This is a genomic window from Loktanella fryxellensis (assembly GCF_900110065.1).
GTDB lineage: Bacteria > Pseudomonadota > Alphaproteobacteria > Rhodobacterales > Rhodobacteraceae > Loktanella > Loktanella fryxellensis.
In genome coordinates, this window is the sequence record NZ_FOCI01000023.1 from 24243 (window position 1) to 48543 (window position 24301).

The 24301-nt window shown below is 67.1% G+C and carries 22 protein-coding genes and 1 pseudogene; 11 read left to right on the plus strand and 12 right to left on the minus strand.

The genetic code is table 11. The features are described from left to right. Positions 1–52 precede the first annotated feature (52 nt). Both BMX16_RS14260 and BMX16_RS14265 read right to left on the minus strand, forming a co-directional pair. Complete coding sequence (locus BMX16_RS14260) at positions 53–1036, minus strand: MDR family oxidoreductase (RefSeq protein WP_089905025.1); 984 nt, start codon at positions 1034–1036, stop codon at positions 53–55. Between the two features lie 25 nt (positions 1037–1061). Further along, positions 1062–1565: a DinB family protein gene (locus BMX16_RS14265; RefSeq protein ID WP_089904990.1), complete on the minus strand. Its 504-nt coding sequence runs from the start codon at positions 1563–1565 to the stop codon at positions 1062–1064. A gap of 244 nt (positions 1566–1809) precedes the next feature. On the opposite strand from BMX16_RS14265, the gene BMX16_RS14270 reads away from it, so the two are divergent. From BMX16_RS14270 to BMX16_RS14285, 4 genes are all read left to right on the plus strand, one after another. Beyond that, positions 1810–2868 carry an ABC transporter substrate-binding protein gene (locus BMX16_RS14270; protein WP_089904992.1) on the plus strand — a complete coding sequence of 353 codons (1059 nt, stop codon included), beginning with the start codon at positions 1810–1812 and terminating at the stop codon, positions 2866–2868. 287 nt (positions 2869–3155) lie between these two features. Continuing rightward, positions 3156–3503: a DUF4345 family protein gene (locus tag BMX16_RS14275; RefSeq protein WP_089904994.1), complete on the plus strand. Its 348-nt coding sequence runs from the start codon at positions 3156–3158 to the stop codon at positions 3501–3503. Between the two features lie 102 nt (positions 3504–3605). Next, positions 3606–6074 (plus strand): penicillin acylase family protein, encoded by a 2469-nt coding sequence (locus BMX16_RS14280; protein WP_089904996.1) that lies wholly within the window; start codon positions 3606–3608, stop codon positions 6072–6074. Positions 6075–6298: 224 nt separating this feature from the next. Next, a complete protein-coding gene (locus tag BMX16_RS14285) occupies positions 6299–7174 on the plus strand; it encodes a GGDEF domain-containing protein (RefSeq protein ID WP_089904998.1) in 876 nt (291 codons plus the stop codon). On the opposite strand, the gene hflX is transcribed toward BMX16_RS14285, so the two are convergent. The 9 genes from hflX to dusB form a co-directional block, all read right to left on the minus strand. Further along, positions 7155–8435, minus strand: a complete 1281-nt coding sequence (hflX, locus tag BMX16_RS14290; protein ID WP_089905001.1) for a GTPase HflX — start codon at positions 8433–8435, stop codon at positions 7155–7157. The genes BMX16_RS14285 and hflX overlap by 20 nt on opposite strands. 1 nt (position 8436) lies before the next feature. Next, positions 8437–8670, minus strand: coding sequence for an RNA chaperone Hfq (gene hfq, locus BMX16_RS14295; RefSeq protein ID WP_072855560.1), 234 nt, complete (start codon positions 8668–8670; stop codon positions 8437–8439). A gap of 102 nt (positions 8671–8772) precedes the next feature. After that, entirely contained in the window at positions 8773–10299 is a 1527-nt protein-coding gene (locus BMX16_RS14300; protein ID WP_089905003.1) for a TrkH family potassium uptake protein, read from the minus strand. A gap of 21 nt (positions 10300–10320) precedes the next feature. Next, positions 10321–11754, minus strand: a complete 1434-nt coding sequence (gene trkA / locus BMX16_RS14305) for a Trk system potassium transporter TrkA (protein ID WP_342707825.1) — start codon at positions 11752–11754, stop codon at positions 10321–10323. Between the two features lie 22 nt (positions 11755–11776). After that, a complete protein-coding gene (ntrX, locus tag BMX16_RS14310; RefSeq protein ID WP_089905027.1) occupies positions 11777–13177 on the minus strand; it encodes a nitrogen assimilation response regulator NtrX in 1401 nt (466 codons plus the stop codon). A 10-nt stretch (positions 13178–13187) separates the two neighbouring features. Next, complete coding sequence (locus BMX16_RS14315) at positions 13188–15398, minus strand: sensor histidine kinase NtrY-like (RefSeq protein WP_089905008.1); 2211 nt, start codon at positions 15396–15398, stop codon at positions 13188–13190. A 126-nt stretch (positions 15399–15524) separates the two neighbouring features. Further along, entirely contained in the window at positions 15525–16898 is a 1374-nt protein-coding gene (locus tag BMX16_RS14320) for a response regulator (protein WP_089905011.1), read from the minus strand. Then, positions 16898–17971, minus strand: coding sequence for a two-component system sensor histidine kinase NtrB (locus BMX16_RS14325; RefSeq protein ID WP_089905012.1), 1074 nt, complete (start codon positions 17969–17971; stop codon positions 16898–16900). Before BMX16_RS14325 ends, BMX16_RS14320 begins: the two co-directional genes overlap by 1 nt. After that, a complete protein-coding gene (gene dusB, locus BMX16_RS14330; protein WP_089905014.1) occupies positions 17968–18963 on the minus strand; it encodes a tRNA dihydrouridine synthase DusB in 996 nt (331 codons plus the stop codon). Before dusB ends, BMX16_RS14325 begins: the two co-directional genes overlap by 4 nt. 187 nt (positions 18964–19150) lie before the next feature. Between dusB and BMX16_RS14335 the strand changes: the two genes are divergently transcribed. The 3 genes from BMX16_RS14335 to BMX16_RS14345 are packed head-to-tail and all read left to right on the plus strand — an operon-like array spanning position 19151 to position 21257. Further along, a complete protein-coding gene (locus BMX16_RS14335) occupies positions 19151–20284 on the plus strand; it encodes a bifunctional 2-C-methyl-D-erythritol 4-phosphate cytidylyltransferase/2-C-methyl-D-erythritol 2,4-cyclodiphosphate synthase (protein ID WP_089905016.1) in 1134 nt (377 codons plus the stop codon). After that, on the plus strand, positions 20281–20775 hold the full coding sequence (locus BMX16_RS14340) for a phosphatidylglycerophosphatase A family protein (protein ID WP_089905017.1): 495 nt from the start codon (positions 20281–20283) through the stop codon (positions 20773–20775). Before BMX16_RS14335 ends, BMX16_RS14340 begins: the two co-directional genes overlap by 4 nt. Next, entirely contained in the window at positions 20772–21257 is a 486-nt protein-coding gene (locus BMX16_RS14345; protein ID WP_089905018.1) for a CinA family protein, read from the plus strand. Before BMX16_RS14340 ends, BMX16_RS14345 begins: the two co-directional genes overlap by 4 nt. Here BMX16_RS14345 and BMX16_RS14350 read toward each other — a convergent pair. Then, positions 21236–21691 carry a type II toxin-antitoxin system RatA family toxin gene (locus tag BMX16_RS14350; RefSeq protein WP_089905019.1) on the minus strand — a complete coding sequence of 152 codons (456 nt, stop codon included), beginning with the start codon at positions 21689–21691 and terminating at the stop codon, positions 21236–21238. The two genes, BMX16_RS14345 and BMX16_RS14350, sit on opposite strands and share 22 nt — an antisense overlap. Before the next feature lie 79 nt (positions 21692–21770). Between BMX16_RS14350 and hpt the strand changes: the two genes are divergently transcribed. The 4 genes and pseudogenes from hpt to BMX16_RS18035 form a co-directional block, all read left to right on the plus strand. Next, positions 21771–22325 carry a hypoxanthine phosphoribosyltransferase gene (gene hpt, locus BMX16_RS14355; protein ID WP_089905021.1) on the plus strand — a complete coding sequence of 185 codons (555 nt, stop codon included), beginning with the start codon at positions 21771–21773 and terminating at the stop codon, positions 22323–22325. Continuing rightward, positions 22322–22504 (plus strand): hypothetical protein, encoded by a 183-nt coding sequence (locus tag BMX16_RS14360; RefSeq protein WP_089905022.1) that lies wholly within the window; start codon positions 22322–22324, stop codon positions 22502–22504. Before hpt ends, BMX16_RS14360 begins: the two co-directional genes overlap by 4 nt. 24 nt (positions 22505–22528) lie before the next feature. Next, positions 22529–23746 (plus strand): EAL domain-containing protein, encoded by a 1218-nt coding sequence (locus tag BMX16_RS14365; protein ID WP_177174682.1) that lies wholly within the window; start codon positions 22529–22531, stop codon positions 23744–23746. A 322-nt stretch (positions 23747–24068) separates the two neighbouring features. After that, a pseudogene (locus BMX16_RS18035) lies at positions 24069–24301 on the plus strand (IS3 family transposase); the annotation flags it as partial.

A 24301-nucleotide genomic window follows, 5' to 3' on the forward strand; every position in this document is an offset into this window, starting at 1 on the left:
CACCAGACCCAGCATGCAAGCGGAAATCCGCCGTTTTGTCACGCGCCGCAGGTCACGCGTTCACGTCCACCACAACGCGCCCCCGCACCCGGCCCGCCAGAATGTCGGCCCCCAGCCGCGGCAGATCGGACAGGGTGGCGGGCACGATCATCGCCTCCAGCCTGTCCAGCGGCAGGTCGCGTGCGATGCGCGCCCACGCCTTTTGCCGCGCCACGAAGGGCTGCATCACGCTGTCGATGCCCAGCAGGTTCACGCCGCGCAGCAGGAACGGGATTACCGTCGCGGGCAGGTCGGACCCGCCCGCCAGCCCCACCGCCGCGACCGAGGCGCCATAGCGCATCTGCCCCAGCACGCGGGCCAGCATGGCACCGCCGACCGCGTCGACGCAGCCGCCCCACCGCTCCGCCTCCAGCGGTTTGCGTGAAGTTTCGGCCAGATCGGCGCGCGCCACGACTTCGGTCGCGCCAAGGCTCATCAGGTAATCCGCCGCCTCGGGCCGCCCGGTGACGGCGGCGACCGGATGCCCGAGTGCGGCCAGCAGCGCGGTGGCGACGGACCCCACGCCGCCCGCCGCCCCGGTGACCAGCACGGGACCGTCCTTGATGCCGTGATCCTCCAGCGCCATGACGGCCAGCATGGCCGTCAGGCCCGCCGTGCCCACCGCCATCGCCTGCCGCGGTGTCAGCCCGTCAGGCAGCGGCACCAGCCAGTCCGCATCCACCCGCGCCTTCTGCGCATACCCGCCCCAGCGCGCCTCGCCCACGCGCCAGCCGGTCAGCACGACGCGGTCGCCGGGGGCATAGCGGGGATCGTCCGATACCTCGACCGTGCCGGCGAAATCGATGCCGGGCACGTGCGGCCATGTCCGCACCAGCCCGCCACCGGACCCAAGGCACAGCCCGTCCTTGTAGTTCACGGTCGAACACTCGATTGCCACCGTCACGTTGCCTGCGGGCAACCGGTCGACGGCGATGCGCTGCACCCCGGCCCGCACCTGTCCGTCGGCGTCCTTGTCCACGATCAGCGCGTCGAACATGTCGTCCACTCCCTCTTGCACGCTTTCACTCCTCCGGCATCAGGAACAGTGCGGTGGGCGGCAGCGCATGGCCCACCGCCCCCAGCACCTGCCGCACCCGTGCGCGCAGGTCGGTCTGCTGGGTGAACAGATGGATCACGCAGGCATCACGCGGCACGATCACGTCGCTGTGCCTGCTGATCGACCAGAAGGCGATCTGCCCGTGCAGATCGACCGTCGCCAGCGTGTCAGCCCACATCCGCAGCGCGCCGTCGGTGCGGAACCGCTCGGCCCACCACGCGGCGGGCGTGGCGGTCAGATCGACGGCCTCAAGCTCCGTCACCGGGGGCGGCGTCATCTTGTACAGGCGCGACAGCCACATCCGGTCCAGCCACAGCAGATGGTTCAGCGTGCCCAGCACCGATCCCTGCGGCAGGCCCGCATCGTCGGTCAGGACCGACTGCGACAGCGGCTCCATCACGGCCCACAGGCTGCGGTTCTGCCAGGCGTTGTAACGTGCCATCCGGCGACAATAGGCGCGGTCGATCATCGCGGCAGGCCTCCCTGATCGGTCGCGCCCCACCTGCCACACCCTGATCGCATGTCCACCACTCCGCCCTGTCGCTGGCCACCATGCTGACACGGAACCGGGCCGGCTGAAAAGTCCGCAAATACATATCCTGCCTGCAAAATCGGCAAACGGCGCAGCAACGGGCCGCGCCCGGCCATTCCTGCTTGCCCGTCCCTGTTCCGCCCCCTAACGTCACCTGCGGAACACGAAGGAGGACCTGACGATGACCACCAAGACCCTGATCGCCGGCACGGCGCTTGCCCTGCTGGCAGGCACGGCTCTCGCGACCACCGCCATGGCACAGGACGGCGAATTGCTGATCCTCGACTATCCCGGCTTCGAGGTGCCGGACTATCACACCGCCTATATCGAGGCGCATGGCGCCGCTCCGACCTTCAGCTTCTTCGGCGACGAAGACGAGGCCTTCCAGAAGATCAGGTCGGGCTTTCAGGCGGACATCGCGCATATCTGCGCGGGTTCGGTCACCAAATGGGCCGAAAGCGGCATCCTGGAGGAGTGGGATACCACCCGCATCACCGCCTACGGCGATCTGGACAGCAACCTGACCGGCACCGACGTGGCCGCGACCGACGGTGTGTTCTTCATCCCCACCGACTTCGGCTCGACCGGCATCGCCTACAACCCCGACGAGGTCCCCGCCGAGGACGTGGCGTCGCTGCAGGTCTTCAAGGACCCCAAGTATCAGGGCCGCGTGTCGCTGCCCGACAACGTGGATGACGCCTTTGCGCTGGCCTACCTCGCCACCGGCGTCGCCGACTGGACCGAAGCCACCGACGCACAGTTCGAGGCCGCCGCCACCTGGCTGCGCGAAGTCCATCCGAACCTGCGCACCTACTGGACCGACCCTGCCGAACTGGCGCAGCTGATGGCGTCCGGCGAGATCCTGGTCAGCTGGGCCTGGAACGAGACCTATCCGACGATGGTCGCGGAAGGCCGCCCCATCGGCTTCCAGCGCAACACGACCGAAGGCTCGTCGCTGTGGCTGTGCGGCTACGTCAACCTCGCCGACGGTCAGGGCAGCGAGGACAAGGCCTACGACTACATCAACGCGATGCTGGCCCCGTCCTCGGCGATGCCGCTGCTCGAGAACGGATTCGGCACGTCGAACCAGGCGGCCCTGACCTCCGAGATCACACAGGAACAACTGGTCGCGGCGGGCCTCGAACCCATCGACGTGCCGGTGCTGGCGCAATTGCCGATGAGCAATGCGGCACGCGAGCGGCAGGCCGAGACGTTCGAATTGATCAAGGCCGGGTTCTGATCGCCACCGCCGACGGTCCGCACTGACCCCTGAGAAAGGGGCGGCGCCAAAAGCGCCGCCCCTTTTTGCAGAGCAGCGTCGCTCCAACGTCCAACCGCGACCGCGATCTGAGACCCACATTTCCGCAAATCGAGGGGCCGCCGTCCCCTTCTTCTGGTCGGAAATATCCCGGGGGTGCGGGGGCTGGCCCCCGCGACACGCAACTGCAGCGCCGTCTATGACGGTCTGGTCCTGCCGCCGTCCCCGGCTAGATCAACACAGGACAGCAACCAAAGGCACCCTCACCCATGGACATTCTCAACATTCTCTTCGCCCTCGCCAGCATCGGCCTCGGCGTCATCGGCTGGTTCGCGCCGCGCTACACGATGGACATGCTCGATCTGAAGCAAGGCTCCGGCAACATGGGACCGAGCGAGATCCGCGCCGCCTCCGGCGCGCTCTTCGTGGGTCTGGGCGTCGGCGCGCTGCTGATCGGCGATCCCATCGCCTACGGCATGATCGGCTGCGCCTGGACAGGGGCTGCCATCGGTCGCGCCACATCGCTGATCCTCGACGGCACCAGCGCATTGAAGTGGAAGTTCCTCGCGGCAGAGGTCGTCGTGGGCCTCGGCGCGCTCTGGGTCAACTTCGGCTGACGCGCCGCGATTCCGCCGTGGCAGCAGCGCCACCGACGCGCTAGAACGGGGTTCGGACACGGGGCCTGATCGACGGGGCCCGATCGGCGGGGACGGAACACCATGGCGCGCATCTTCAAGTGGCTGTTGCGGATCGCGACCGGGGCCGTTGTCCTCTTCGTCGCGGCCACCGTGCTGGTTTGGTATTTCGCATCCCGCTCCCTGCTCGACTACGACGGGACCTATGCGGTCGCGGGTCTGGACGCTCCGGTCGACATCGTGCGCGACAACGCCGCCGTGCCGCACATCTTCGGCGCGAGCGACGACGACGTGTTCTTTGCGCTGGGCTACGCCCATGCGCAGGACCGGCTCTGGCAGATGACGATGCTGCGCCGCACCGTGCAGGGACGGTTGTCGGAACTGTTCGGGACGCGCACCCTGCCCATCGACACGCTGCTGCGCCGCCTCGACCTCTACGGCCTCGCCGTGTCGTCGGTGGCGGCACAGGACGCCCCCACCACCGCCATGCTGACCGCCTATTCCGCCGGCGTGAACGCGTGGCTGGCCGAGATCAACGAAGGGTCGCGCGGGCGCGGCGCGCCGGAGATGTGGGTGTTTAACGCCCCCATCGCGCCCTGGCAGCCCGCCGACAGCATCGCCATCCTCAAGCTGCTGGCCCTCCAACTGTCCGGTCAGGCCAGTGCAGAGGTGCTGCGCGCCCGCACATCCCTCATCGTGTCGCCGGAGCGGCTGGCCGACATCCTGCCCGACGATCCCACAAGCGGCATCGCGGCCCTGCCCGAATATGCCGCCCTGATCGGCGACGTGCCGCGCTACGCGGCCAATACGCGCGGGCCGTCCGACGCGCTGTCTCCGGTCAAGCCGTTCGACCTTGCGGGGGCGTCCAACGCCTGGGCGGCGGGCATCACACGCTCGGCCACCGGATCGACGCTGCTGGCCAGCGACCCGCATCTGGGGCTGACCGCGCCGACCGTGTGGTATCTGGCGCGGCTGCAACTGCAGTCCGGCGACGTGATCGGGGCGACGGTGCCCGGCCTGCCCATCGTGCTGTCGGGACGCAGCGCGGATCTGGGCTGGGGCATCACGTCCGGCTACGTGGACGATCAGGACCTGTTCATCGAGGAGGTGAACCCCGACGACCCCAATCAGTACCGCACGCCCGACGGCTGGGCCGATTTCCGCAGCCGCAACAGCATCGTCACGGTCAAGGACGCTTCTGCCGTGACCCTGACCTTGCGCTGGACCGACAATGGTCCCGTCTTGCCGCCAGAGGTCTATGACGTCGGGACCGTCACGCCGCCCGGTCATGTCGCCAGCCTGTCGTGGACCGCCCTGCGGGGCGACGACACATCGGCCAGTGCGGCCATGGGCATGATGCGGTCGCTGACCATCGAACAAGCCATCGCCGCCGCCGAAGGCTACATCGCCCCCGCCCAGAACCTGACGCTGGCCGACCGCACCGACATCGCGATGAAGACCATCGGCAGCATCCCCCTGCGCGATGCCGCGCACCAAAGCATGGGGCGCCTGCCGTCCTACGGCTATCTGCCGCAGAACCGCTGGTCCGCCATGACACCCTATGCGGACAACCCCGAATTCCTTGCCCCCGAAGGCGGGATCGTCGGCAACACCAACAACAAGACCGTCGACCGGCCCTTTCCCAACCATGTCAGCTTTCTGTGGGGCGACACGCAGCGCATCAACCGCTGGCGGCTGCTGATGCAAAGCCGTCAGGTGCACACCCGCGACAGCTTCATCGAAGCGCAACTCGACACCGTCAGCTTCACCGCCCGCGCCTTGCTGCCGCTGATGGGGGCCGATCTGTGGTTCACCGGCGACGCCGCCGCCGACGGTACGCCGGAACGCCGCCGCCAGATCGCGCTGACCCTTCTGGCCAACTGGAACGGCGAGATGAACGAGCATCTGCCGGAACCGCTGATCTATGCCGCATGGCTGCGCGCCCTGCAGGACCGCCTGACCAGAGACGAGCTGGGGCCCCTGTCCGCCGAGTTCACCCGGGCCGACCCGGTGTTCGTAGAACGGGTGTTCCGCGACGTGGACGGGGCCGCCGTGTGGTGCGACGTGATCCAGTCCGCCCCGGTGGAAACCTGCACCGACATCTCTCGGCAGGCGCTGGACGACGCGCTGATCTGGATCGGAGAGACTTACGGCACCAACCTCGAAACCCTGCGCTGGGGTGACGCGCATCAGGCGACCCACGACCACCCGACGCTGGGCACGGTGCCGGTGCTGCAGTGGTTCGTGAACATCCGCCAGTCGACCAGCGGCGGCGATCACACGCTGATGCGCGGACGTACCACCGGCACCGGCCCCGACCCGTTCCTGAACGTGCATGCGGCGGGCTATCGCGGCGTCTACGACTTCGCCGACCCCGACAGCTCGGTCTTCGTCACAGCCACCGGGCAGTCCGGACATTTCCTGTCGCGTTATTACGACAATCTTGGCGAGTTGTGGCGGCGCGGCGAGTACATTCCCATGTCGCTCGACCCGGATCTGGCGCGCGCGGCGGCGCTGGGCACGACCCGACTGCAACCGACCGAGGCACAGTGAACGCAGACCCCGCGCATTAAGGGGATCATAAGGGGTCCTGCGCCATGGTCGCCCGGACAGGATGACCCTGAACGGAGGCGCGGGCGATGCAATCGGCAGGAAGGTCGCGGGATGCTGCGATCGATGGTGACGTGCCATGTGCCGCAAGGCCGTATCGTGCGGGCCTGACGGATGGGCATCAGGCCAGCGTGGCGGCGTTTTCGTCGCACAGCGGGGCCTGATCCATGGTACGATCTCTCAAACTCATGGCGACACGCCTGATCCGGGCGACGGCCCCGAAATCGCGGCTTGATGCGGCGGTGAAATTCGCGCTGTTCAGCGTCGCCATCCACCTCGTGTCACTTGGCGTCGAATGGGGCCTGACGGGTCGGTTCCACATGGCGCACGGACTACGGTTCCTGACGACCTTCTTTTCGGGTGCGCCCTTCCTGTGGCTGGCGCTCTATGCCATCGGGCGATCCTATGTCCTGCACAAGAAACTGGTCGAACTGGCCGGCACCGACATGCTGACGGGGTTGATGAATCGCCGCGCCTTCGTCGCGCAGGCGCAGGATCTGATGACTGACGACGCAGGCGGTATCGTCATCATCATCGACGCCGACCACTTCAAGCAGGTCAACGACACCTATGGCCACGCAGTCGGCGACATGTGCCTGCGGGCGGTGGCCGCCCGGCTGCGCGACGTGACCACGTCGGATGACGTGCTGGCGCGGATCGGTGGCGAGGAGTTCGGGATCTACGCACGGCGCGATCCCGCGACCCTCGGGCTGTTCGGCAACCGGATCTGTGCCACGATCGCCGTGCGGCACGATGCGCTGGCCGCACCGCTGCATCTGACGCTGTCCGCCGGCGCCGCCAGCCGCATCGCGGGAGAGACGCTGGATCAGGTCATGCACCGCGCCGACGCGGCGCTGTACCGCGCCAAGCAGGAAGGCCGTGCCAGACTTGTCACATGGACCTGCGACACGATGCGCCCGGACGATGCGCCGGGTGCGTCGACCCCGCACGCGCACGCGAACCCTGTCGGCACGGACGATCCCGAACGCGCCGGCATCGTGCTGGCACCGCCGCATGCACCGTTCATTCAGGCAATCGGCTGAAGCGTTCCTTTTGCAACGCGGTCCAGAACACCTCCAGCCGGGTGCCGTCCTCGGTCTGCTCTTCGGATGTCACTACGCCGGCATCGAACAGCCACGCCCGTTCGCGTCCCGCATCGAAGCCCAGCGTCAGCGTCTCGGTCGTGCGCGGGTCGCGGGTCTTTTCGGTGATCGCGGCCAGCAGCGCGTCCAGCCCCTCGCCAGTGATGGCAGAGGTGGCGAATACGTCGTCGGTGCGCGCGGATTGCGTCATCACACCCGCCCGCGCCTCGTCCGGCAGGCGGTCCACCTTGTTCCACACCTCTAGCAGGGGGGCGGTGTCGGATACGCCGAGCGCCGTCAGGATCGCCATGACGTCTTCGGATTGTTCAGTGCTCTGCGGATGGCTGATGTCGCGCACGTGAACGATCAGGTCGGCGTCCAACACCTCCTCCAGCGTGGCGCGGAATGCGGCGACCAGTTCCGTCGGCAGGTCCGAGATGAAGCCCACGGTGTCGGACATGATGATCTTGTCGCCGTGCGGCAGATCAATCTGCCGCATGGTGGGGTCCAGCGTGGCGAACAGCATGTCCTTGGCGAACACGTCCGCCCCGGTCAGGCGGTTGAACAGCGTGGATTTCCCCGCGTTGGTATACCCCACGAGGGCCACGATCGGATAGGGCACCTTGGCGCGTGCGGCCCGGTGCAGGGCGCGGGTCTTGACCACCTTGGCCAGCTGCGCCTTCAGGCTCTGCAGTTGCAGGTCGATCGCACGGCGGTCCGCCTCGTTCTGCGTCTCGCCGGCGCCGCCGACGAAACCCAAGCCCCCGCGCTGCCGCTCCAGGTGGGTCCAGGCCCGCACCAGACGCGTGCGCTGATAGGACAGTGCCGCCATTTCCACCTGCAGCACGCCCTCGGCGGTGCGGGCGCGGTCGGAGAAGATCTCGAGGATCAGTCCGGTCCGGTCCAGCAGCTTGACGCCCCACTCCTTCTCTAGGTTGCGCTGCTGCACGGGCGTCACATGACCGTCGATCAGGACCAGCTCCGCCGCCTCGTCCTTGATGCGGACCTTCAGCTCGGCGATCTTGCCCTTGCCGAACAGCATGCCGGGATGCAGCTTGGGCAGGCGCACGATCTCTGCCCCCACCACGTTGAGGTCGGGCAGCGCCGCGGCCAGCGACACCGCCTCTTCGAGGGCCGGGTCGGCGTCCCGGCGATGACGGTCGGATTTCAGGTCGGGGTGCAGGACAAAGGCCCGCGTGACGGGCCGGTCGCGTTCGAACAAATTATTCCTCGCCTTCGTACAGGCTGATGGGTTGGGATGGCATGATCGTCGAAATGGCCGACTTGTAGACCAGTTGCGATTGCCCGTCGCGGCGCAGCAGGACGCAGAAGCTGTCGAACCATGTGATGACGCCCTGCAACTTGACCCCGTTCACCAGAAAGATCGTGACGGGCACCTTGGTCTTGCGGACGTGGTTCAGGAATGCATCTTGCAGATTGGCCTTGTCGGACGCCATGGAATTGACCCTGTTTTATTCTTGCGGCCGCTGACCGGCCGAATGACTGAATGTGATTATGTCGGGACGGCCTGTGATGTGCCAGCCCAAAAGATGCAAGGGCTATCTGCGCCAGATCTCTGGATTGAACAAGGCCACGATCGCCAGCGTTTCCAGCCGCCCCAGCACCATCGCCCCCGCCAGCACGGTCTGCGCCAGATACGGCAGCCCCGCGTAGGCGATGGGTTGTTCCGCGGCGACGATGGCCAGCGGTCCGGTATTGGACAACGACGCCACGGTCAGCACCATCGCCGTCTCGAACTGCACGCCGGTCAGGGACAGCAACAGCATGGTCGCCGCCACAGACAGCGCGAACAGCATGAAGAAGATCCACGCCACATAGGCGCCCTGCTGGCGGATCATCCGTGCCTCGCGACCGCCACCGCCGACCGACGACGGGTGCAGCAGACGCTCCACCTCGCGTTCGGAATGGCGCGCCAGCGCATAGACGCGCAGCAGCTTGACCCCGCCCGCCGTCGTCGCCACCCCGCCACCGATCAGCGCGAGGCCCACGAGGAACAGCCCCGGCGTCTCGAGGCCGGACCAGACGGTCGCCCCTTCCCAGTAGCGCGATTCGAACCCCGTCGTGGTCAGAAAGGACGTGACGGTGAACAGGCTGCCCCAGACCGAGGCGAACAGATCCGTCAGCCCATTGGGTGCTCCCTCCTCGACCGTGATGATGAAGTGGCGCGCGAACAACAGGATCGTCGTGCCTGCGATCAGACCAAAGGCCAGCCGCATTTCCGGGTCGCGGCGCAGACGCGCATCGCTGTCGCCGAACATGCCCCGCGAAAAGGTCAGCCGCGACAGCGCGAAAACGAAGAAGGCAAAGATCAGCATCTCGCCCCACACGCCGGAGGTCGCGAAGTAGAGCCCGCCGATCGGCGAGATGCCTGACGACGACAGCACCGCCATCGCATGGCACAGCGCGATGTAGGGCACCTCGCCCGCAATCACGAGGCCGAGCCACAGCACGAAGGTCAGGGCCGCATAGATCGGCACCAGCGTGCCGGCATGGCGAAACAGCCGGTCCTGCACCAGCGTCGTGCGCCCGATCTGGTTGAAGTGGCTGGCCGAGGCGCGCGGCCCACCGCCCGCCGTGCGCACCTCGAACCCGCCGAGGTTCATCGGCGCAAAGATCGCGATCGCCATGATCCACGCCAGCAGACCGCCGAGCCAGCCCACGGTCGCGCGCCACAGATGCAGCGACGGTTGCAGGCGGCCCGCATCCTCGAACAGCGCGGCACCGGTGGTGGTAAAGCTGCTGACCATCTCGAACCAGGCGTCGAAGAAGGTGATGTTGCGCCCCGCCTCCTGGAACGGCACGGCGAACATCAGCGGCAGCAGGGCATAGGCCAGCAGCAACGTCAGCAGCTGGCTTCGCGCCGCCGAACGGGGCTGCCGCCCGGTGGTGGCCAGCGCGATCAACCCGGTCAGCAGCGCAAACAGCAGCGCCGCATAGGAAAAGGCCCGCATTGATGCGAAATCCCGCGACGCCCAGGCGTGCAGGGCCGGCAGCAGCATCGCCACGGCCCCCACGCCCATCAGCAGGACGAACAACGGCAGCGTGCGCAGGGTCCGGCCTAGCATGGGGCAAGGGTCCGGGTCATGTCAGAAGAAGTCGATCGAGACCTGCAGCAGGCGCTCGACCTCTGGCACGTCCTGAGCCATGGCGAAGATGACGACGATGTCGCCTTCCTCGATCCGGGTTTCACCGGTCGGCTTGACCATGCCGCCGGGCTTCAGCACGCCGCCGACCAGCGCACCTTCGGGAAAGGCCACGTCGCGGATCTTTTGCCCGGCCAGCGGCGACGTGCCCAGCACCTGCGCCTCCAGCAACTCCGCCTCGGCGTCGCCGATGGAATAGACCTCACGCACGCGGCCATGGCGGACGTGGCGCAGGATCGAGCTGACGGTGGTGGAGCGCGGGTTGATGTAGGCATCGATGGCCAGCGGCCCCATCAGCGGGATCAGCGTGGGATCGTTGACCAGACAGATCGCCATGCGACAGCCCATCTCCTTGGCGCGGACGGCGGCCAGCAGGTTCGTCTTGTCGTCGTCGGTCACGGCCAGCACCGCGTCGGCAGAGGTGATCCCCGCCTCGTCCAGCAGCGCGCTGTCCAGACCGTCGCCGTTCAGAACGATGGTCCGGTCCAGCATGTCGGCGGCCTCCTCGGCCACGACGCGCGATTTTTCGATCATGCGCACGCGCAGGCGGTCGGTCCGCTGTTCCAGCGCCAGCGCCACGGCACGCCCGACGTTGCCGCCGCCGATGATGACGATGCGCTCCTGCCGGGTTTGTGCCTTGCCGAAGATTTCCAGCGTACGCGGCACGTCGTCGGTGTGGGTGAAGACATAGGCGTCGTCACCGGCGAAAAGCTGATCCTTGGCCGTGGGGACGAACAGCCGCCCCGCCCGCCTAATGCCCACCACGACCGCCCGCAGGGTCGAGAACAGGTCCGTCAACTGCCGCAGCGGCGTGTTCACCACGGGACAGTCCGCCGCGATGTTCAGGCCCATCAGCATGCCCCGCCCGTCGAGGAAGCTTTCCGTATCGAATGCCGTGGGGGAGGCCAGCCGCTGCAGGGCCGCATTCGCCACCTCGCGTTCGGGACTGATCACCACGTCGATGGGCAAGTGATCGCGGGCGAACAGTTCGCTGTAGGCGGACGCGAGGTAGGTCTGCGCGCGCAGTCGGGCGATCTTGCGGCGGATGCCGAAGACGGAATGGGCGACCTGACAGGTCACCATGTTCACTTCGTCCGAATAGGTGGCTGCGATGATCATGTCCGCATCCCGCGCGCCCGCGCGTTCGAGGATGTCGGGGTAGCTCGCGAAGCCGGAGATACCCTGCACGTCAAGGACATCGGTCGCCCGGCGCACCAGATCGGGATCGCTGTCCACCACGGTCACGTCGTTGTTCTCGCGCGACAGATGGCGCGCGATCTGCCAGCCGACCTGACCTGCCCCGCAGATGATGACCTTCATGGGCGCCGCTCCCGTCCGTGTTGGCCCCTCGTGACAGAGGCAGGGTGAGGCGTCAATTCCGCCGCCACGGGGGCAGCACTCAGCTTTCCTCTTCCAGATAGGCGATCCGCGCACCGGCCTTGTTCGCCGTGGCGACGCCCAGCGACTTCAGCTTGCGGTGCAACGCACTGCGTTCCATGCCGACGAAGGACGCGGTGCGGCTGATGTTGCCGCCAAAACGGTTGATCTGCGTCAGCAGGTATTCCCGCTCGAACAGCTCGCGCGCCTCGCGCAGCGGCAGGGTGGCAAGGCCCCCCGACAGCACGATGCGCCCGTCGCCTGCGGGGGCCTCCTCGGATGAGGGCAGTTCACGGGCACTGATCGGCCCCTGCGCGTCGCCGAGGATCAACACGCGTTCCACCACGTTCTTGAGCTGGCGTACGTTGCCGGGCCACAGCATGGTCTGCAGCAAGGCACGGGCATCCTCGGCCAGATCGCGCAGCGGCAGGCCCTGCGTGCGGTTCAGCATGGCGATGAAATGCGCGGCCAGCACGGGGATATCCTCGCGCCGCTCCTCGAGGCTGGGGACGGGGATCGGCACCACGTTCAGACGGTGGAACAGCTCCTGACGGAACCGCCCGGCAGCGATCTCGGCGGCCAGATCGCGGTTGGTGGACGACACGAAGCGCAGATCGACCTGAACCTTTTCCGTACCGCCGACACGCTGGAACGACTGGTCGACCAGCACGCGCAGCATCTTGGTCTGGGTGCCCAGCGGCATGTCGGCCACCTCGTCCAGATAGACGACGCCGCCATGCGCCTGTTCCAGCAGCCCTTTTTCCACGCCGCGACCCGGGGTTTCGCGGCCGAACAGCAGCTCTTCCATCCGGTCGGGCGCGACGCTGGCCGAGTTCACGGTGACGAAGGGCGCTTTCGAGCGTCCCGAGTGGGCGTGGATATAGCGGGCGGCGATTTCCTTGCCTGACCCGGCGGGGCCGGACAGCATCACGCGGCCATTCGACTTCGTCACCTTGTCCAGCTGCGCCTTGAGCGACCGGAACGCGGCGCTGTCGCCCAGCATCTCGGCAGGGATCGCATCGCCGCGCTTCAGCTCGACGTTCTCGCGGCGCAGGCGGCTGGTTTCCATCGCGCGCCGGATCACCACCATCAACTGATCGATGTTGAACGGCTTCTCGATGAAGTCGTAGGCGCCCTGCTTGATCGCGGCCACCGCGATCTCGATGTTGCCATGGCCCGAGATGATGACGACCGGAATGTCCGGGTGGTCGCGCTTCACGGTCTTGAGGATGTCGATCCCGTCCATCCCGCTGTCCTTCAGCCAGATGTCGAGGATCATCAACGCGGGCTTCTGCTTGGCGATCGCGGCCATGCATTGTTCCGAATTCGCGGCGAGCCGCGTCTCGAACCCTTCGTCCTGCAGGATGTCGCCGATCAGTTCGCGGATGTCGCGTTCGTCGTCGGTAATCAGAATGTCGCCCATGTCGCACACCTCATGCTGGTATCTTGTTGGCCACCGCCCCGACCGGGGACAGTGGCAGCCGGATGACGGCACAGGCGCCACGGCGGCCGGTGTCGTCGAAAGGGGTGGCATCCGTCAGTGACAGGGTGCCGCCATGTTCTTCGATGATCTTGCGCACGATGGGCAGGCCGAGGCCGGTGCCCTTGTCGCGGGTCGTCACGTAGGGCTCGAACAGCCGTGCGCGGTCCTCCGGCAGGCCGATGCCGTTGTCGGCCACGGTGATCTGCGCCTGCAGCGCGGTGCGGGTCAGGCCGATGCGGATCTGCGGGTCGGCGACAGGCGCACCGTCACGTTCCACAAGCGATTCAATCGCTTCGCCCGCGTTCTTGATCAGATTGTTCAACGCCTGACCGATCATCGTCTCGTCCACGTCGGCCAGAACCGGCCCGCCGTCCGGCAGATCGAGCGTGATCGCGACGCCGGGCTGACCCGCCTCTTGCAACGTCACGGCGTCGCGCAGCAGCGTGACCAGATCGCCCCGCGCCAGTTGCGGTTCGGGCATCCGCGCGAACTTGGAAAACTCGTCCACGATCCGACGCAGGTCGTTGGTCTGGCGCACGATCACGTCGGTCATCTGGTCCAGCTTGGCGCTGTCGCTGACCTCGGCGGAAAACTTGCGCTTGATCCGTTCCGCCGACAGCTGGATCGGTGTCAGCGGGTTCTTGATCTCGTGCGCAATGCGCCGGGCCACGTCGCCCCACGCCGCCATCCGCTGTGCGCTGACCAGATCCGTCACGTCGTCGAAGGCCACGACATAGCCATCCAGCGTGCCGCGCGGCCCGTTGCGCAACGCCATGCGAACCAGCAGGCTTTCCTGCGTGCCGCCCCGCACGAGGTTGATCTGTTCCTGCACCACCGCGCGGTTTTCGCGCCGCAGGCGGTCGAACAGCGGTCCGAACTCCGGCACAGCGACCGCCAGCGACTGCGCCCCGGGCCCAGCCTCCACGTCCAGCAGGCGTGCCGCGGACGGGTTGTGGAATGCGATGCGGCCATCGGCATCCAGTCCGACCACGCCGGAAGTCACAGAGCTCAGCACCGAATCGAACAGCCGGTTGCTGTCCATCAATTCGGTGCGCTGATCCTTCAGTTGGCGTGTCATCTGGTTGAAATAGTGGCCCAGCTGGCTGATTTCGTCGTCGCCGTCGTCCTCGATCACGCGCACGTCCAGATCGCCGGCACCGACCCGTTGCGACGCCGTCACCAGCCGCCCGACGGGGCGCGACAGCCGTTCGGCGAACTGCAAACCCAGCCATGTGGCGGCCAGGATCAGGATCAGCGCGAACCCAAGATAGAGGAATCCAAACTGGAACAGCAGCTGTCCCCGGTCCCGCTCCAGTTGTTCGTACAGCGCCACGGTTTCCTGCGTATCATCCAGCAGCGACAGGATCTGGCCGTCTACCGCGCGGGTGACATAGAGGTAGCGGTCCTGAAAGCTGGGAAGCGGCAGCAGGGCGCGGAATTCGTTGTTGGCGCCATCCTCGATCAGGTGGCCGCCATTGGCGGTGGCGGCGGTGAAATCTGCGGCGGTCGGGCGTTCGTAATTGAAATCATAGGACCGCGCGCCGCGCGTCATGATGTTGCCGCTGCCGTCGATGAAGAACACCTCCGACAAACCGCGGTCGAGCTGGTTTTGCACCGCGCCGATGGCCTGCCGCACGTCACCATCGTTCATGAAGAAGTTGGCCTGTCTTTCCGTATCAAGATAGGCTGCCAAGGCATTGGCATCGCGCAGCAATTCCGAACGCTCCTCGCCATCGTAGGCCTGCGCGGTGGTCAGCGACGTGCCCAGCACGTTCTGCACCCGTTCGGAAAACCAGCCTTCGAAGCCGAGGTTGATCGACAGCACCGCAAAGATCGCGACCAGCACCGTGGGGATCAACGCCAGCGCCACGAAAACGCCGGTCAGCCGCAAGTGCAGACGCGATCCGGCGGACTGGTTGCGCCGCGCCACGATCAGGACCGCGACGCGCTGGATCACCAGCCCCGCCACGATCATCACATAGACAAGATCGGCCAACAGGATCAGCCGCAACAGGGGCGAGGACGAGCCACGGTCCAACGGCCCGCCGAGGATCAGGAAGGTCATCATGGTCAGCACGGGGCCGAGCACGACCAGACCGACGGTCAGCGCATTCTGGACGGCACGACGCCGCCGCCAGCGGGCCAGCCGCTGGAAATCCATACCCAGTAGGGAACGCTGCACGCGCCTCGCCCTGTCACATGGGCGGGTGTGACCCCGCCGTTACCGCCGTTATTATGTGGTCCTGCCGCGGGAACGTATCCGTGGGGCCACGTTTATGTTGCCCTTTTACATCAACTTGCGGCGGCGTGTCACGCGGATATCGAGGTCGGTGATCTTCTTTCTGAGGGTGTTGCGGTTGATTCCCAGCAGATCGGCGCATTTCGCCTGATTGCCGCCGGTGGCGTCCAGCGCGATCTCGATCAGGGGCGCCTCCACCTCGCGCAGGATGCGGTTGTACAGGCCCGGCGGCGGCAGCGCACCGCCGTGCAGATCGAAGTAGCGTTGCAGGTGACGCGCCACGGACACCGACAGCTTGTCGCCCTCGCCGCCGCCGCGCAGGGGTTCCATCGCGGGCTGGTTGCCAAGAACGCCATCCACCTCGGCACGGGTGATTTCGTCGCTGCCGGCGGTGAACACGAGCCGCCGCACGGTGTTTTCCAGCTGCCGCACGTTGCCCGGCCAACTGTAGGCGCGCACCATGTCCATCGCACCCGGCGACATGCGCCGGAGGACGCCGCCGTCACGCTCTGCCGCTTGCAGGAAATGTTCGGTCAGCAACGGGATGTCGTCCACACGCTCGCGCAGGGCGGGCACGGCGATGGTGACGCCAGAGAGGCGATAGAACAGATCGTCACGGAACTGGTCCTGTTCCATCAGAACCCCGAGGTTGCCCTGACTGGTCGCCATGATGCGGGGCGCGTTGTCGCCCAGCGTATCCAGCAACCGCACGATGCGCGCCTGTGCGGTGGCGTCCAGATCGCCCACCTCGTCGAACAGGATGGTCCCGCCCTTGGCCCGCGACAGGATCGCGCCTGCCCCGTCCACATGGCCCAGATCCGCGGCAGAGGCCGTGACGAAAGGCAGCGACCGGCGGTCGGAAAAGTCGTGCACCGCCCGCGCGATCAGGGACTTGCCGGTCCCGCTTTCGCCGGTGACCAGCACCGGCAGCGCGGTGTTCATCACCCGTGCCACAAGCCGGTACAGCGTCTGCATCGCGGGCGTCCGGCCCACCAGCGGCAGGTCCGAACTGGCCTCTGACCGCTCGGCCGGGGTCCGGGGTGTGGCGCCGGCGTGGCGCTTGACCTCCAGCGCGCGGGCGGCGCGTTTCATCAGATCCGGCAGGTCGAAGGGTTTTGGAAGATAGTCATAGGCATCGGCCTCGGCCGCCTGGATGGCCGTCATGATCGTGTTCTGCGCGGAAATCACGATCACCGGCAGACCGGGCCGCGCCTTGGCGATCAGGGGCAGCTGTTCCAGCCCGTTGCCGTCCGGCATGATGACGTCCGAGATCACCAGATCGCCCTTGCCCTCGTCCACCCAGCGCATCAGCGTGACAAGGCTGGACGTCGCGTGGACCTTGCAGCCCGCCCGCGTCAGGGCCTGCGTCAGCACCGTGCGGATCGTGCGGTCGTCATCGGCAACCAGAACCGTTCCATCCATCAGTCTTCTCCGTCGTCATTGGGGTCGGCCTGCGGCAGTGACAGGCGGAATACGGTGCGTCCGGGGACTGAATCCACGGTGATCCAGCCGCCGCCGTCGTGCATCAGCTTGCTGACAAGGGCGAGGCCGAGGCCCGTCCCGTTCTCGCGCCCGGACACGAAGGGCTCGAACACGTCGGCGGCGATGTCGGGCGGCAGACCGGGGCCATCGTCGATCACCTCGATCTGCAGCGGCAGCCGGGCGTGCGTGCCATCGCCCTGCAACACCCGCAGGCTCGCGTCATAGAAGGTGCGCAGGCGGATCGTGCCGCCCGGCCCGCCCGCCTCTGCCGCGTTCTTGAGCAGGTTGAGGAACACCTGCTGCAACTGGTCGGCGTCGGCCATCGCGCGCGGCAGAGAAGGATCGTAATCGGTCAGAAACATCATGTGCGCACCGAAGCCCACGCTCGCGGATTGCCGCGCGCGGTCGAGCGTGTCGTGCAGGTTGATCGAGCGGCGTAGCGGCGGGCGCAGGTTGCCGAATTGTTCGACCTGCTCCAGCAGCTTCACGATGCGGCGCGATTCGACCACGATCAGGTCCGTCAGCTCCTGATCCTGCGGCTCCAGCCCCATGGACAAAAGCTGCGCCGCCCCGGTGATGCCTGCCAGCGGGTTCTTGATCTCGTGGGCCAGCATTTCGGCCATGCCGATGGCGGACCGGGCGGCCTTGCCCGACATGGCGTTCTGGTTCAGGCGGCTGACGATCTGCTGCGGGCTGATCATCATGATCGTCACCCGGTCGCGACCCTGCAGGGGGGCGAACTGGATGTTGCAGTGTTGCGGCGCGCGCATGCCGGACCCGACATCGACGTCGTTGATGAAAAGCGACGTACGCTTGGCCCGCGCCCGTTCGAACGCAACCTCGAGCGGCGCGTCGATCAGCACCTTCTCCCAGACCACCTCGCCCACCAGCGACCGAGCGGACAGGTTCAAGAAGCTTTCCGCAGCAGGATTGGATTGCAGGATCACGTCGTCGGCATCCAGCAGCAGCGCAGGCACCGGCAAGGACGACCACAGGGCTTCGTCGGCGATCATGCGGCGGTCCTCAGATCGGGTGCGAATCCTGCGAGTGCGTCCGGCAGCAGGGCCAGCACATAGGCGGGATCGGTGGCGGTCAGCACGGCCTGCCGCAGCGTGGTCGGTGCGGTAGCGGTGTCCATGTACCAGCCCAGATGCTTGCGCGCGACGCGGGCGCCAAGCGTCTTGCCGTAAAACGCGAGCATCGCCTCGTAATGCGTTGCAACCATGCTGGAAAAGGCGTGACCCACAGGCACCTGCGGCGCGGGCGTGCCGTAGAGGTCGGCGCAGACCTGCGCCAGCAGCCACGGACGGCCCTGCGCGCCGCGCCCGATCATCACGCCAGCGGCGCCCGATTGCGCCAGAGCGCTGCGGGCCGTGGCAGCATCCACGATGTCGCCGTTGGCGATCACCGGGATCGTCACCGCATCGCGCACGGCGCGGATCGCGGCCCAGTCGGCGGACCCCTTGTAGAACTGGCAGCGGGTGCGCCCGTGGATCGTGACCAGCGCGATGCCCGCACCTTCGGCGCGGCGCGCCACGTCGGCGGCGTTCAGGCAGGTGTCGTCCCAGCCCAACCGCGTCTTGAGCGTCACAGGCACATCGACGGCGTTCACCACAGCCTCGATCAGGCGCAGGGCATGGTCCGGCGTGCGCAGCAACGCCGACCCGGACAGCCCGCCCGTCACCTTCTTGGCTGGGCAGCCCATGTTGATGTCGATGACGGCTGCGCCGTTGTCTGCGACCATGCGCGCCGCCTCGGCCATCCAGTGCGCGTCGCGTCCCGCCACTTGCACCGCCGTCGCCCGCTGGTCGAAGCCTAGCTCGGCCCGGTCGCGGACCGAGGGCTTCGCCTGCACCATGTCCTGCGAGGCGACCATTTCGGACACCACCCAGCCTGCGCCAAAGCGCGCGACCAACTGCCGGAACGGCAGGTCCGTGATGCCCGCCAGCGGGGCCAGCGCCACAGGCGGCGTCGGGAGGACCCATGAGGTTGCCGTCAAATTCATCTTTTGCCTAAAGGCTGTGCGTCATCCCTTGGCGTATCCCGAAGTGGCCGTCCTGACAACGCGGCGTGTCCGCGCCGGGCCGGAATCCGCGCCCGATGCCTAATTAACAGGCAGCAGCCAGCGGATTGCGCAGCGATTGGCGGGTCGCTAGTCAGATACCACCACCCCTGCGTAAAGGACCGCTCCTATGACCCGTACCGCCGCACTTATCGTCGCCGCCGGTCGCGGCCTGCGCGCGGGGGGTGGAGAGCCGAAGCAGTGGCGCGATCTGGCCGGCCAGTCCGTGCTGGCCCGCAGCATCGCGGCCTTCGCGGATCATCCGGCCATCGACGCCATCGTGCTGGTGCTGCACGCGGACGATCTGCACCGCTGGACCGATCCCGGCATCCGGGTGGTGACAGGTGGCGACACGCGGCAGGCGTCGGTCCTTGCGGGGCTGGCGCAGGTTGAGGCCGACCGCGTGCTGATCCACGACGCCGCCCGCCCGCTGGTCAGTGTCGCCGTGATCGACCGGGTGATCGCCGCCCTCGACACGGCACCGGGGGCCGCACCCGCACTGCCCGTCAACGATGCCCTGTGGCGCGGCGACGACCACGTCACCGGTGTGGCGGACCGCACCGGGCTGTGGCGCGCACAGACGCCGCAGGGGTTCCTCACGGCGGCCATCCGCGCGGCGCATCTGGCGCATCCGGCACCCGCCACCGACGACGTGGCGGTCGCCCGTGCCGCAGGGCTGGACGTTGCCATCGTCGCAGGCGATGACGATAACCTCAAGATCACGACCGCCGGCGATTTCACGCGGGCGGAACGCCTGCTGGCGGCGCAGGGAAAGGATCACACCATGGATGTCAGGCTTGGCAACGGATACGACGTGCACCGCTTTGGCCCCGGCGACCACGTGATGCTGTGCGGTGTCGCTGTGCCGCATCCGCGCGGTCTTAACGGGCATTCAGACGCGGACGTCGGCATGCATGCGATTACCGACGCGGTCTATGGCGCGCTGGCGCAGGGCGACATCGGCGTCCACTTCCCTCCGTCGGACCCGCAGTGGAAGGGCGCGGAGAGCCGCATCTTCCTGCGCCACGCGGTGGATCTGGCGACGCAGATGGGGTTCCGGATCGCCAACGTCGACTGCACGCTGGTCTGCGAACACCCCAAGGTCGGCCCGCACCAGGCGGCCATGCGCGCCGCCCTGTCCGACATCATGGGCGTGGCGGCCGACCGCATCAGCGTCAAGGCGACCACCTCCGAACGCCTCGGCTTCACGGGGCGCGAAGAGGGCATCGCCGCCCTCGCGACCGCAACGTTGGTGGCATCATGACACGGCTCATCGCGACGTTCTTCTATGTCGGCCACCTGCGGCCTGCGCCCGGCACGTGGGGGTCGCTGGCGGCCCTGCCACTGGGGTTGGGGCTGATGATCCTTGGTGGCCCTGCCCTGCTGATCGCGGCGACGCTCGCGCTGCTGGCCTTGGGATGGTGGGCGGTCAAGGCCGAGACACGTGCCAGTGGCACAGAGGATCCGTCCGAGATCGTGGTGGACGAGGTCGTGGGCCAGTGGATTGCCCTGTGGCCCATCGCCATCGGGGCCGCGCATGTCGGGGCCGCCTATACCGCGCTGTGGCCGGGCTGGGTCGCGGCGTTTCTGCTGTTCCGGCTGTTCGACGTGACGAAATGGGGTCCCGTAGGCTGGGCCGACCGCCGCCACGATGCGGGCGGCTTGATGCTGGACGACGTGATCGCGGGCCTGATGGCTGCGGTGGGCGTCGTGCTGCTGGCCGCCATCGCGCACCTGCCGGTTATCCTGCGATGACCGCAGAGGCCTTGCTCGATGCCGCCAGCAGCCGTGGTATCCGCATCGCACTGGCCGAAAGCTGCACCGGCGGGCTCATCGCAGGCGCGATCACCGCGGTCGCAGGCAGCTCCGCCATTTTCGAGGCGGGCTTCGTCACCTATTCCAACGCGGCCAAGGTGCGGATGATCGGGGTGTCGCAGGCCACGCTCGACGCGCACGGCGCTGTGTCCGAACAGGTCGCCGCCGAAATGGCAAACGGAGCGCTCGCCCGGTCAGGCGCGCAGATCGCCTTGTCGGTCACGGGCATCGCGGGCCCCGGCGGGTCGGAGCACAAGCCCGAAGGCCGCGTGTGTTTCGGCATAGCCACCGCGACGGACACCCACACGGAGACCGTGGACTTTGGCCCGCTGGGTCGCAGCGCCGTCCGCACGGCGACGGTGGATCACGCGCTGACGCTGCTGATGGCCGCCGTCACGCGTCAGGCGCGTGCCGTGCCGTAAAGCGTCGCCGCCCGCTTTTCGAACGCCTTCACGATGGTCTGCATCGCCTGATTGAAGAACATGCCCGCAGCACCTTGCAGCAACCTGTTGCGGAATTCGAAATCCACGTGGAAGTGGACCTTGCATCCCTCGGCCGCATCCTCGAACGTCCAGCGGCTGTTCAGGTGCTTGAACGGACCGTCGATGTATTCCGTGTCGATCTGCTTTTTGCCGGGCCACAGGGTCACGCGACTGCCGAAGGTCTCGCGGAACACCTTGAACGACACCACGAGGTCCGCCAGCAGCACCGTGTGATCGCCGGCATCGCTTTCGGACCGCAGACGCGCTGCGGCCGTCCACGGCAGGAACTTGGGATAACTCTCCACATCGGCGACGAGGGCGTACATCTGGTCGGCACTATAGGGCAGGACGCGGGTTTCGTCGTGGACGGGCATGGATGACTTTCGCGGTGTGAACTCTGCCCTCCATGTCGTAGGAAGGGGAGGAAAATCAACCCTTGCCAGGCAGGATAACATGTCACGCCCCTATGTGATCGACCAGATGATCAGCGCCAAATCCATCGCCGCGCGGATCGAGGCGCTGGCCCGCGAGATCCACGCGGCCTTTGATGGTACCGACAAGCTGGTGGTGGTGGGCCTGCTGCGCGGGTCCTTCGTGTTCATCGCGGACCTGGTGCGCGAACTCGACCTGCCGGTCGAGGTCGATTTCATCGAGGCGTCGAGCTATGGGGACGGCATGGTCAGCAGCCGCGAGGTGCGCATCCTCAAGGACCTGCGCGGCACGATCGAGGGGCGCGACGTGCTGATCGTCGAGGACATCATCGACACCGGCCACACCCTGAGCCAGGTGACGGACTATCTCCGCTCGCGCCATCCGGCCCGGTTGAAGACCATCGCCTTGCTGGACAAGCCCGCGCGGCGCGAGGTTGATTTCAAGGCCGACTGGATCGGGTTCGAGATTCCCGATGCCTTCGTCGTGGGCTACGGCATCGATTTCGCCCAGCGGAACCGCAACCTGCCGTTCATCGGTCAGGTCCGGTTCACCGACAAGCCGGTCAACGCCGCATGAACCCGCTCTGGCTGCTGCGCGCCAGCCGCTGGGCGCGCAACCCGCCGTCCGCGCGCCGGGTCTGGCTGGTGCTGGGCGTGATCGCGGCCTGCCTGGTGCTGGCGGGCGCCGAATGGCTGCTGGGCGGCGGACCGCAGATGGATCCGGTGCGCGCGCCGCGACCCTTCACCGCGTCTTAACGAAGCTCGTGCCACATGGTCGGCATGATACACCATGCCCCCCCGCCCGCGGCGATCCTCGCGCACCCTGACGTCACGCTGATCGACGGTGCCCTGACGGCCGTGCGGCAATTGCTCGACATGCCGCTGGCGGTCCTGATTCGGTTCGACGGTGCCGATGTCGTCCTCGACCACGTCTCGTCCCACATTGCGGACACGGCGCCGCCTACCGGCCACCGCTGCCCGGCCCCGGGCAGCTACTGGCAGGCGGTGCGCGACGACATCGTGCCACAGGTCATGCCCGACACGGCCCACGACCCGCAGGCGATGGCGCTGGCCGCGGCCTGCCCCGTGGCATTCAGGGCCGCCATCGCGGTCCCGCTGCGGTTGCATGGGTCCGGCGCTGCGGCGCTGTTCTGCTGCCTGTCGGATACCGCCCGCCCGATGCTGGCGGGTCAGGACCATGCGGTCGTGCTGTCCTTTGCGGGGCTGGTGGGCCGGGTCGCCGGGCGCGATCCCACGGCCGATCCGATGGGGCGGTCGCTACGGCAACGGATCGACGACGTGATCGCCGACCGCGATTTCCAGCTGTTGCTGCAACCCATCGCAGCACTGGCCTCCGGCACCGTGACCGGGGCAGAGGCGCTGTGCCGGTTCCGCCCCACCCCCTACCGCAGCCCGGACCGCTGGTTCGCCGATGCGCACGGCGTGGGACTGGGTCGGGCGCTGGAACGCAGCGTCGTGGCCAAGGCGATGGAGGTCTTGCCGGACCTGCCCCGCGCGCTGACGCTGTCGATCAACGTCTCGCTCGACATGCTCGCATCCGACGATCTGCCAGCGCTGATCGACGGGCCGTTCAGCGACCGCGTGGTGTTCGAGCTGACCGACCACGCCGGGGTGCAGAACCCGTCCACCCTGCGCGACCGCATCAAGCGGCTGCGTCAGTTGGGTGCGCGTGTCGCCGTGGACGACCTCTCGGCCAGCTATGCCAGCCTCAGCACGGTCCTGCAGATCAAGCCAGACATCATCAAGATCGACCGCACGCTGGTGCGCAGCATCCATCTGGACCCGGCCAGTCAGGCGCTTGCGGCAGGTCTGGTGCACTTCGCGCAGGCCATCGGCGCGACCGTCGTCGCCGAAGGCATCGAACACGCGCAAGAGGCGCGCTGCCTGCGCGACCTGGGCGTCAGCCATGGCCAGGGCTTTTTGCTGGGCCGCCCCGGCAGCCTGACCGCGCTGCAGACGCGCACCTATCTGACATGAACAGCGCAAGGGCACGGCAATGCTGACATCCAACCTCGAACAGGTGCGCGACTGACTGCGCCGCCAGACTGGCAACAGAACCGGGTATTCGTCAGAAGGTCAGCGTCCCAAGGCATCTTGGCATAAAGCCGACGCGCTCATGCACAGACGCTGCCCGCGTTGAGGCATTGAGTTCCGCTGCATCGTGCGGTTCGATCAGGGTGCGGCCTGACCTCGCCCCCCCCCCGCAGATCCGTAAGGCTCAGCGCAGCCCTCCGTGCCAATAAGAGTGAGACATTTGACTGGCTAAAGTTTAGACTTGAGGGCGAAGGAGACCGAACCCATGGTAATGCCTTCACAGATGCCGCCTCCACAGGATACCGGATCTGAGATTTCGCCTACGATCCCACCCGCTCGCGTCGTAGCTGCGCCGCGTGTCCCTACGGCCGAGCTGACGACGACCCCGAAGCGGCGCACGTTCACTGCAAAATACAAACTACGCATTCTGGATGAGACGGACCATGCTGCTGATACAGGCACGGTTTCAGCCATTCTGCGGCGGGAGGGGCTTTATTC

Excerpts from the sequence above, each read along its gene's own strand:
- BMX16_RS14365 (WP_177174682.1), top strand. The coding sequence starts at position 22,529 with ATGATACACCATGCCCCCCCGCCCGCGGCGATCCTCGCGCACCCTGAC.
- BMX16_RS14260 (WP_089905025.1), bottom strand. The coding sequence starts at position 1,036 with ATGTTCGACGCGCTGATCGTGGACAAGGACGCCGACGGACAGGTGCGG.
- BMX16_RS14265 (WP_089904990.1), bottom strand. The coding sequence starts at position 1,565 with ATGATCGACCGCGCCTATTGTCGCCGGATGGCACGTTACAACGCCTGG.
- BMX16_RS14360 (WP_089905022.1), top strand. The coding sequence starts at position 22,322 with ATGAACCCGCTCTGGCTGCTGCGCGCCAGCCGCTGGGCGCGCAACCCG.
- BMX16_RS14340 (WP_089905017.1), top strand. The coding sequence starts at position 20,281 with ATGACACGGCTCATCGCGACGTTCTTCTATGTCGGCCACCTGCGGCCT.
- hfq (WP_072855560.1), bottom strand. The coding sequence starts at position 8,670 with ATGGCGTCCGACAAGGCCAATCTGCAAGATGCATTCCTGAACCACGTC.
- BMX16_RS14280 (WP_089904996.1), top strand. The coding sequence starts at position 3,606 with ATGGCGCGCATCTTCAAGTGGCTGTTGCGGATCGCGACCGGGGCCGTT.
- BMX16_RS14315 (WP_089905008.1), bottom strand. The coding sequence starts at position 15,398 with ATGGATTTCCAGCGGCTGGCCCGCTGGCGGCGGCGTCGTGCCGTCCAG.
- BMX16_RS14270 (WP_089904992.1), top strand. The coding sequence starts at position 1,810 with ATGACCACCAAGACCCTGATCGCCGGCACGGCGCTTGCCCTGCTGGCA.
- dusB (WP_089905014.1), bottom strand. The coding sequence starts at position 18,963 with ATGAATTTGACGGCAACCTCATGGGTCCTCCCGACGCCGCCTGTGGCG.
- BMX16_RS14275 (WP_089904994.1), top strand. The coding sequence starts at position 3,156 with ATGGACATTCTCAACATTCTCTTCGCCCTCGCCAGCATCGGCCTCGGC.
- BMX16_RS14285 (WP_089904998.1), top strand. The coding sequence starts at position 6,299 with ATGGTACGATCTCTCAAACTCATGGCGACACGCCTGATCCGGGCGACG.
- BMX16_RS14325 (WP_089905012.1), bottom strand. The coding sequence starts at position 17,971 with ATGATCGCCGACGAAGCCCTGTGGTCGTCCTTGCCGGTGCCTGCGCTG.
- BMX16_RS14350 (WP_089905019.1), bottom strand. The coding sequence starts at position 21,691 with ATGCCCGTCCACGACGAAACCCGCGTCCTGCCCTATAGTGCCGACCAG.
- BMX16_RS14320 (WP_089905011.1), bottom strand. The coding sequence starts at position 16,898 with ATGGATGGAACGGTTCTGGTTGCCGATGACGACCGCACGATCCGCACG.
- BMX16_RS14335 (WP_089905016.1), top strand. The coding sequence starts at position 19,151 with ATGACCCGTACCGCCGCACTTATCGTCGCCGCCGGTCGCGGCCTGCGC.
- BMX16_RS14345 (WP_089905018.1), top strand. The coding sequence starts at position 20,772 with ATGACCGCAGAGGCCTTGCTCGATGCCGCCAGCAGCCGTGGTATCCGC.
- ntrX (WP_089905027.1), bottom strand. The coding sequence starts at position 13,177 with ATGGGCGACATTCTGATTACCGACGACGAACGCGACATCCGCGAACTG.
- BMX16_RS14300 (WP_089905003.1), bottom strand. The coding sequence starts at position 10,299 with ATGCTAGGCCGGACCCTGCGCACGCTGCCGTTGTTCGTCCTGCTGATG.
- hpt (WP_089905021.1), top strand. The coding sequence starts at position 21,771 with ATGTCACGCCCCTATGTGATCGACCAGATGATCAGCGCCAAATCCATC.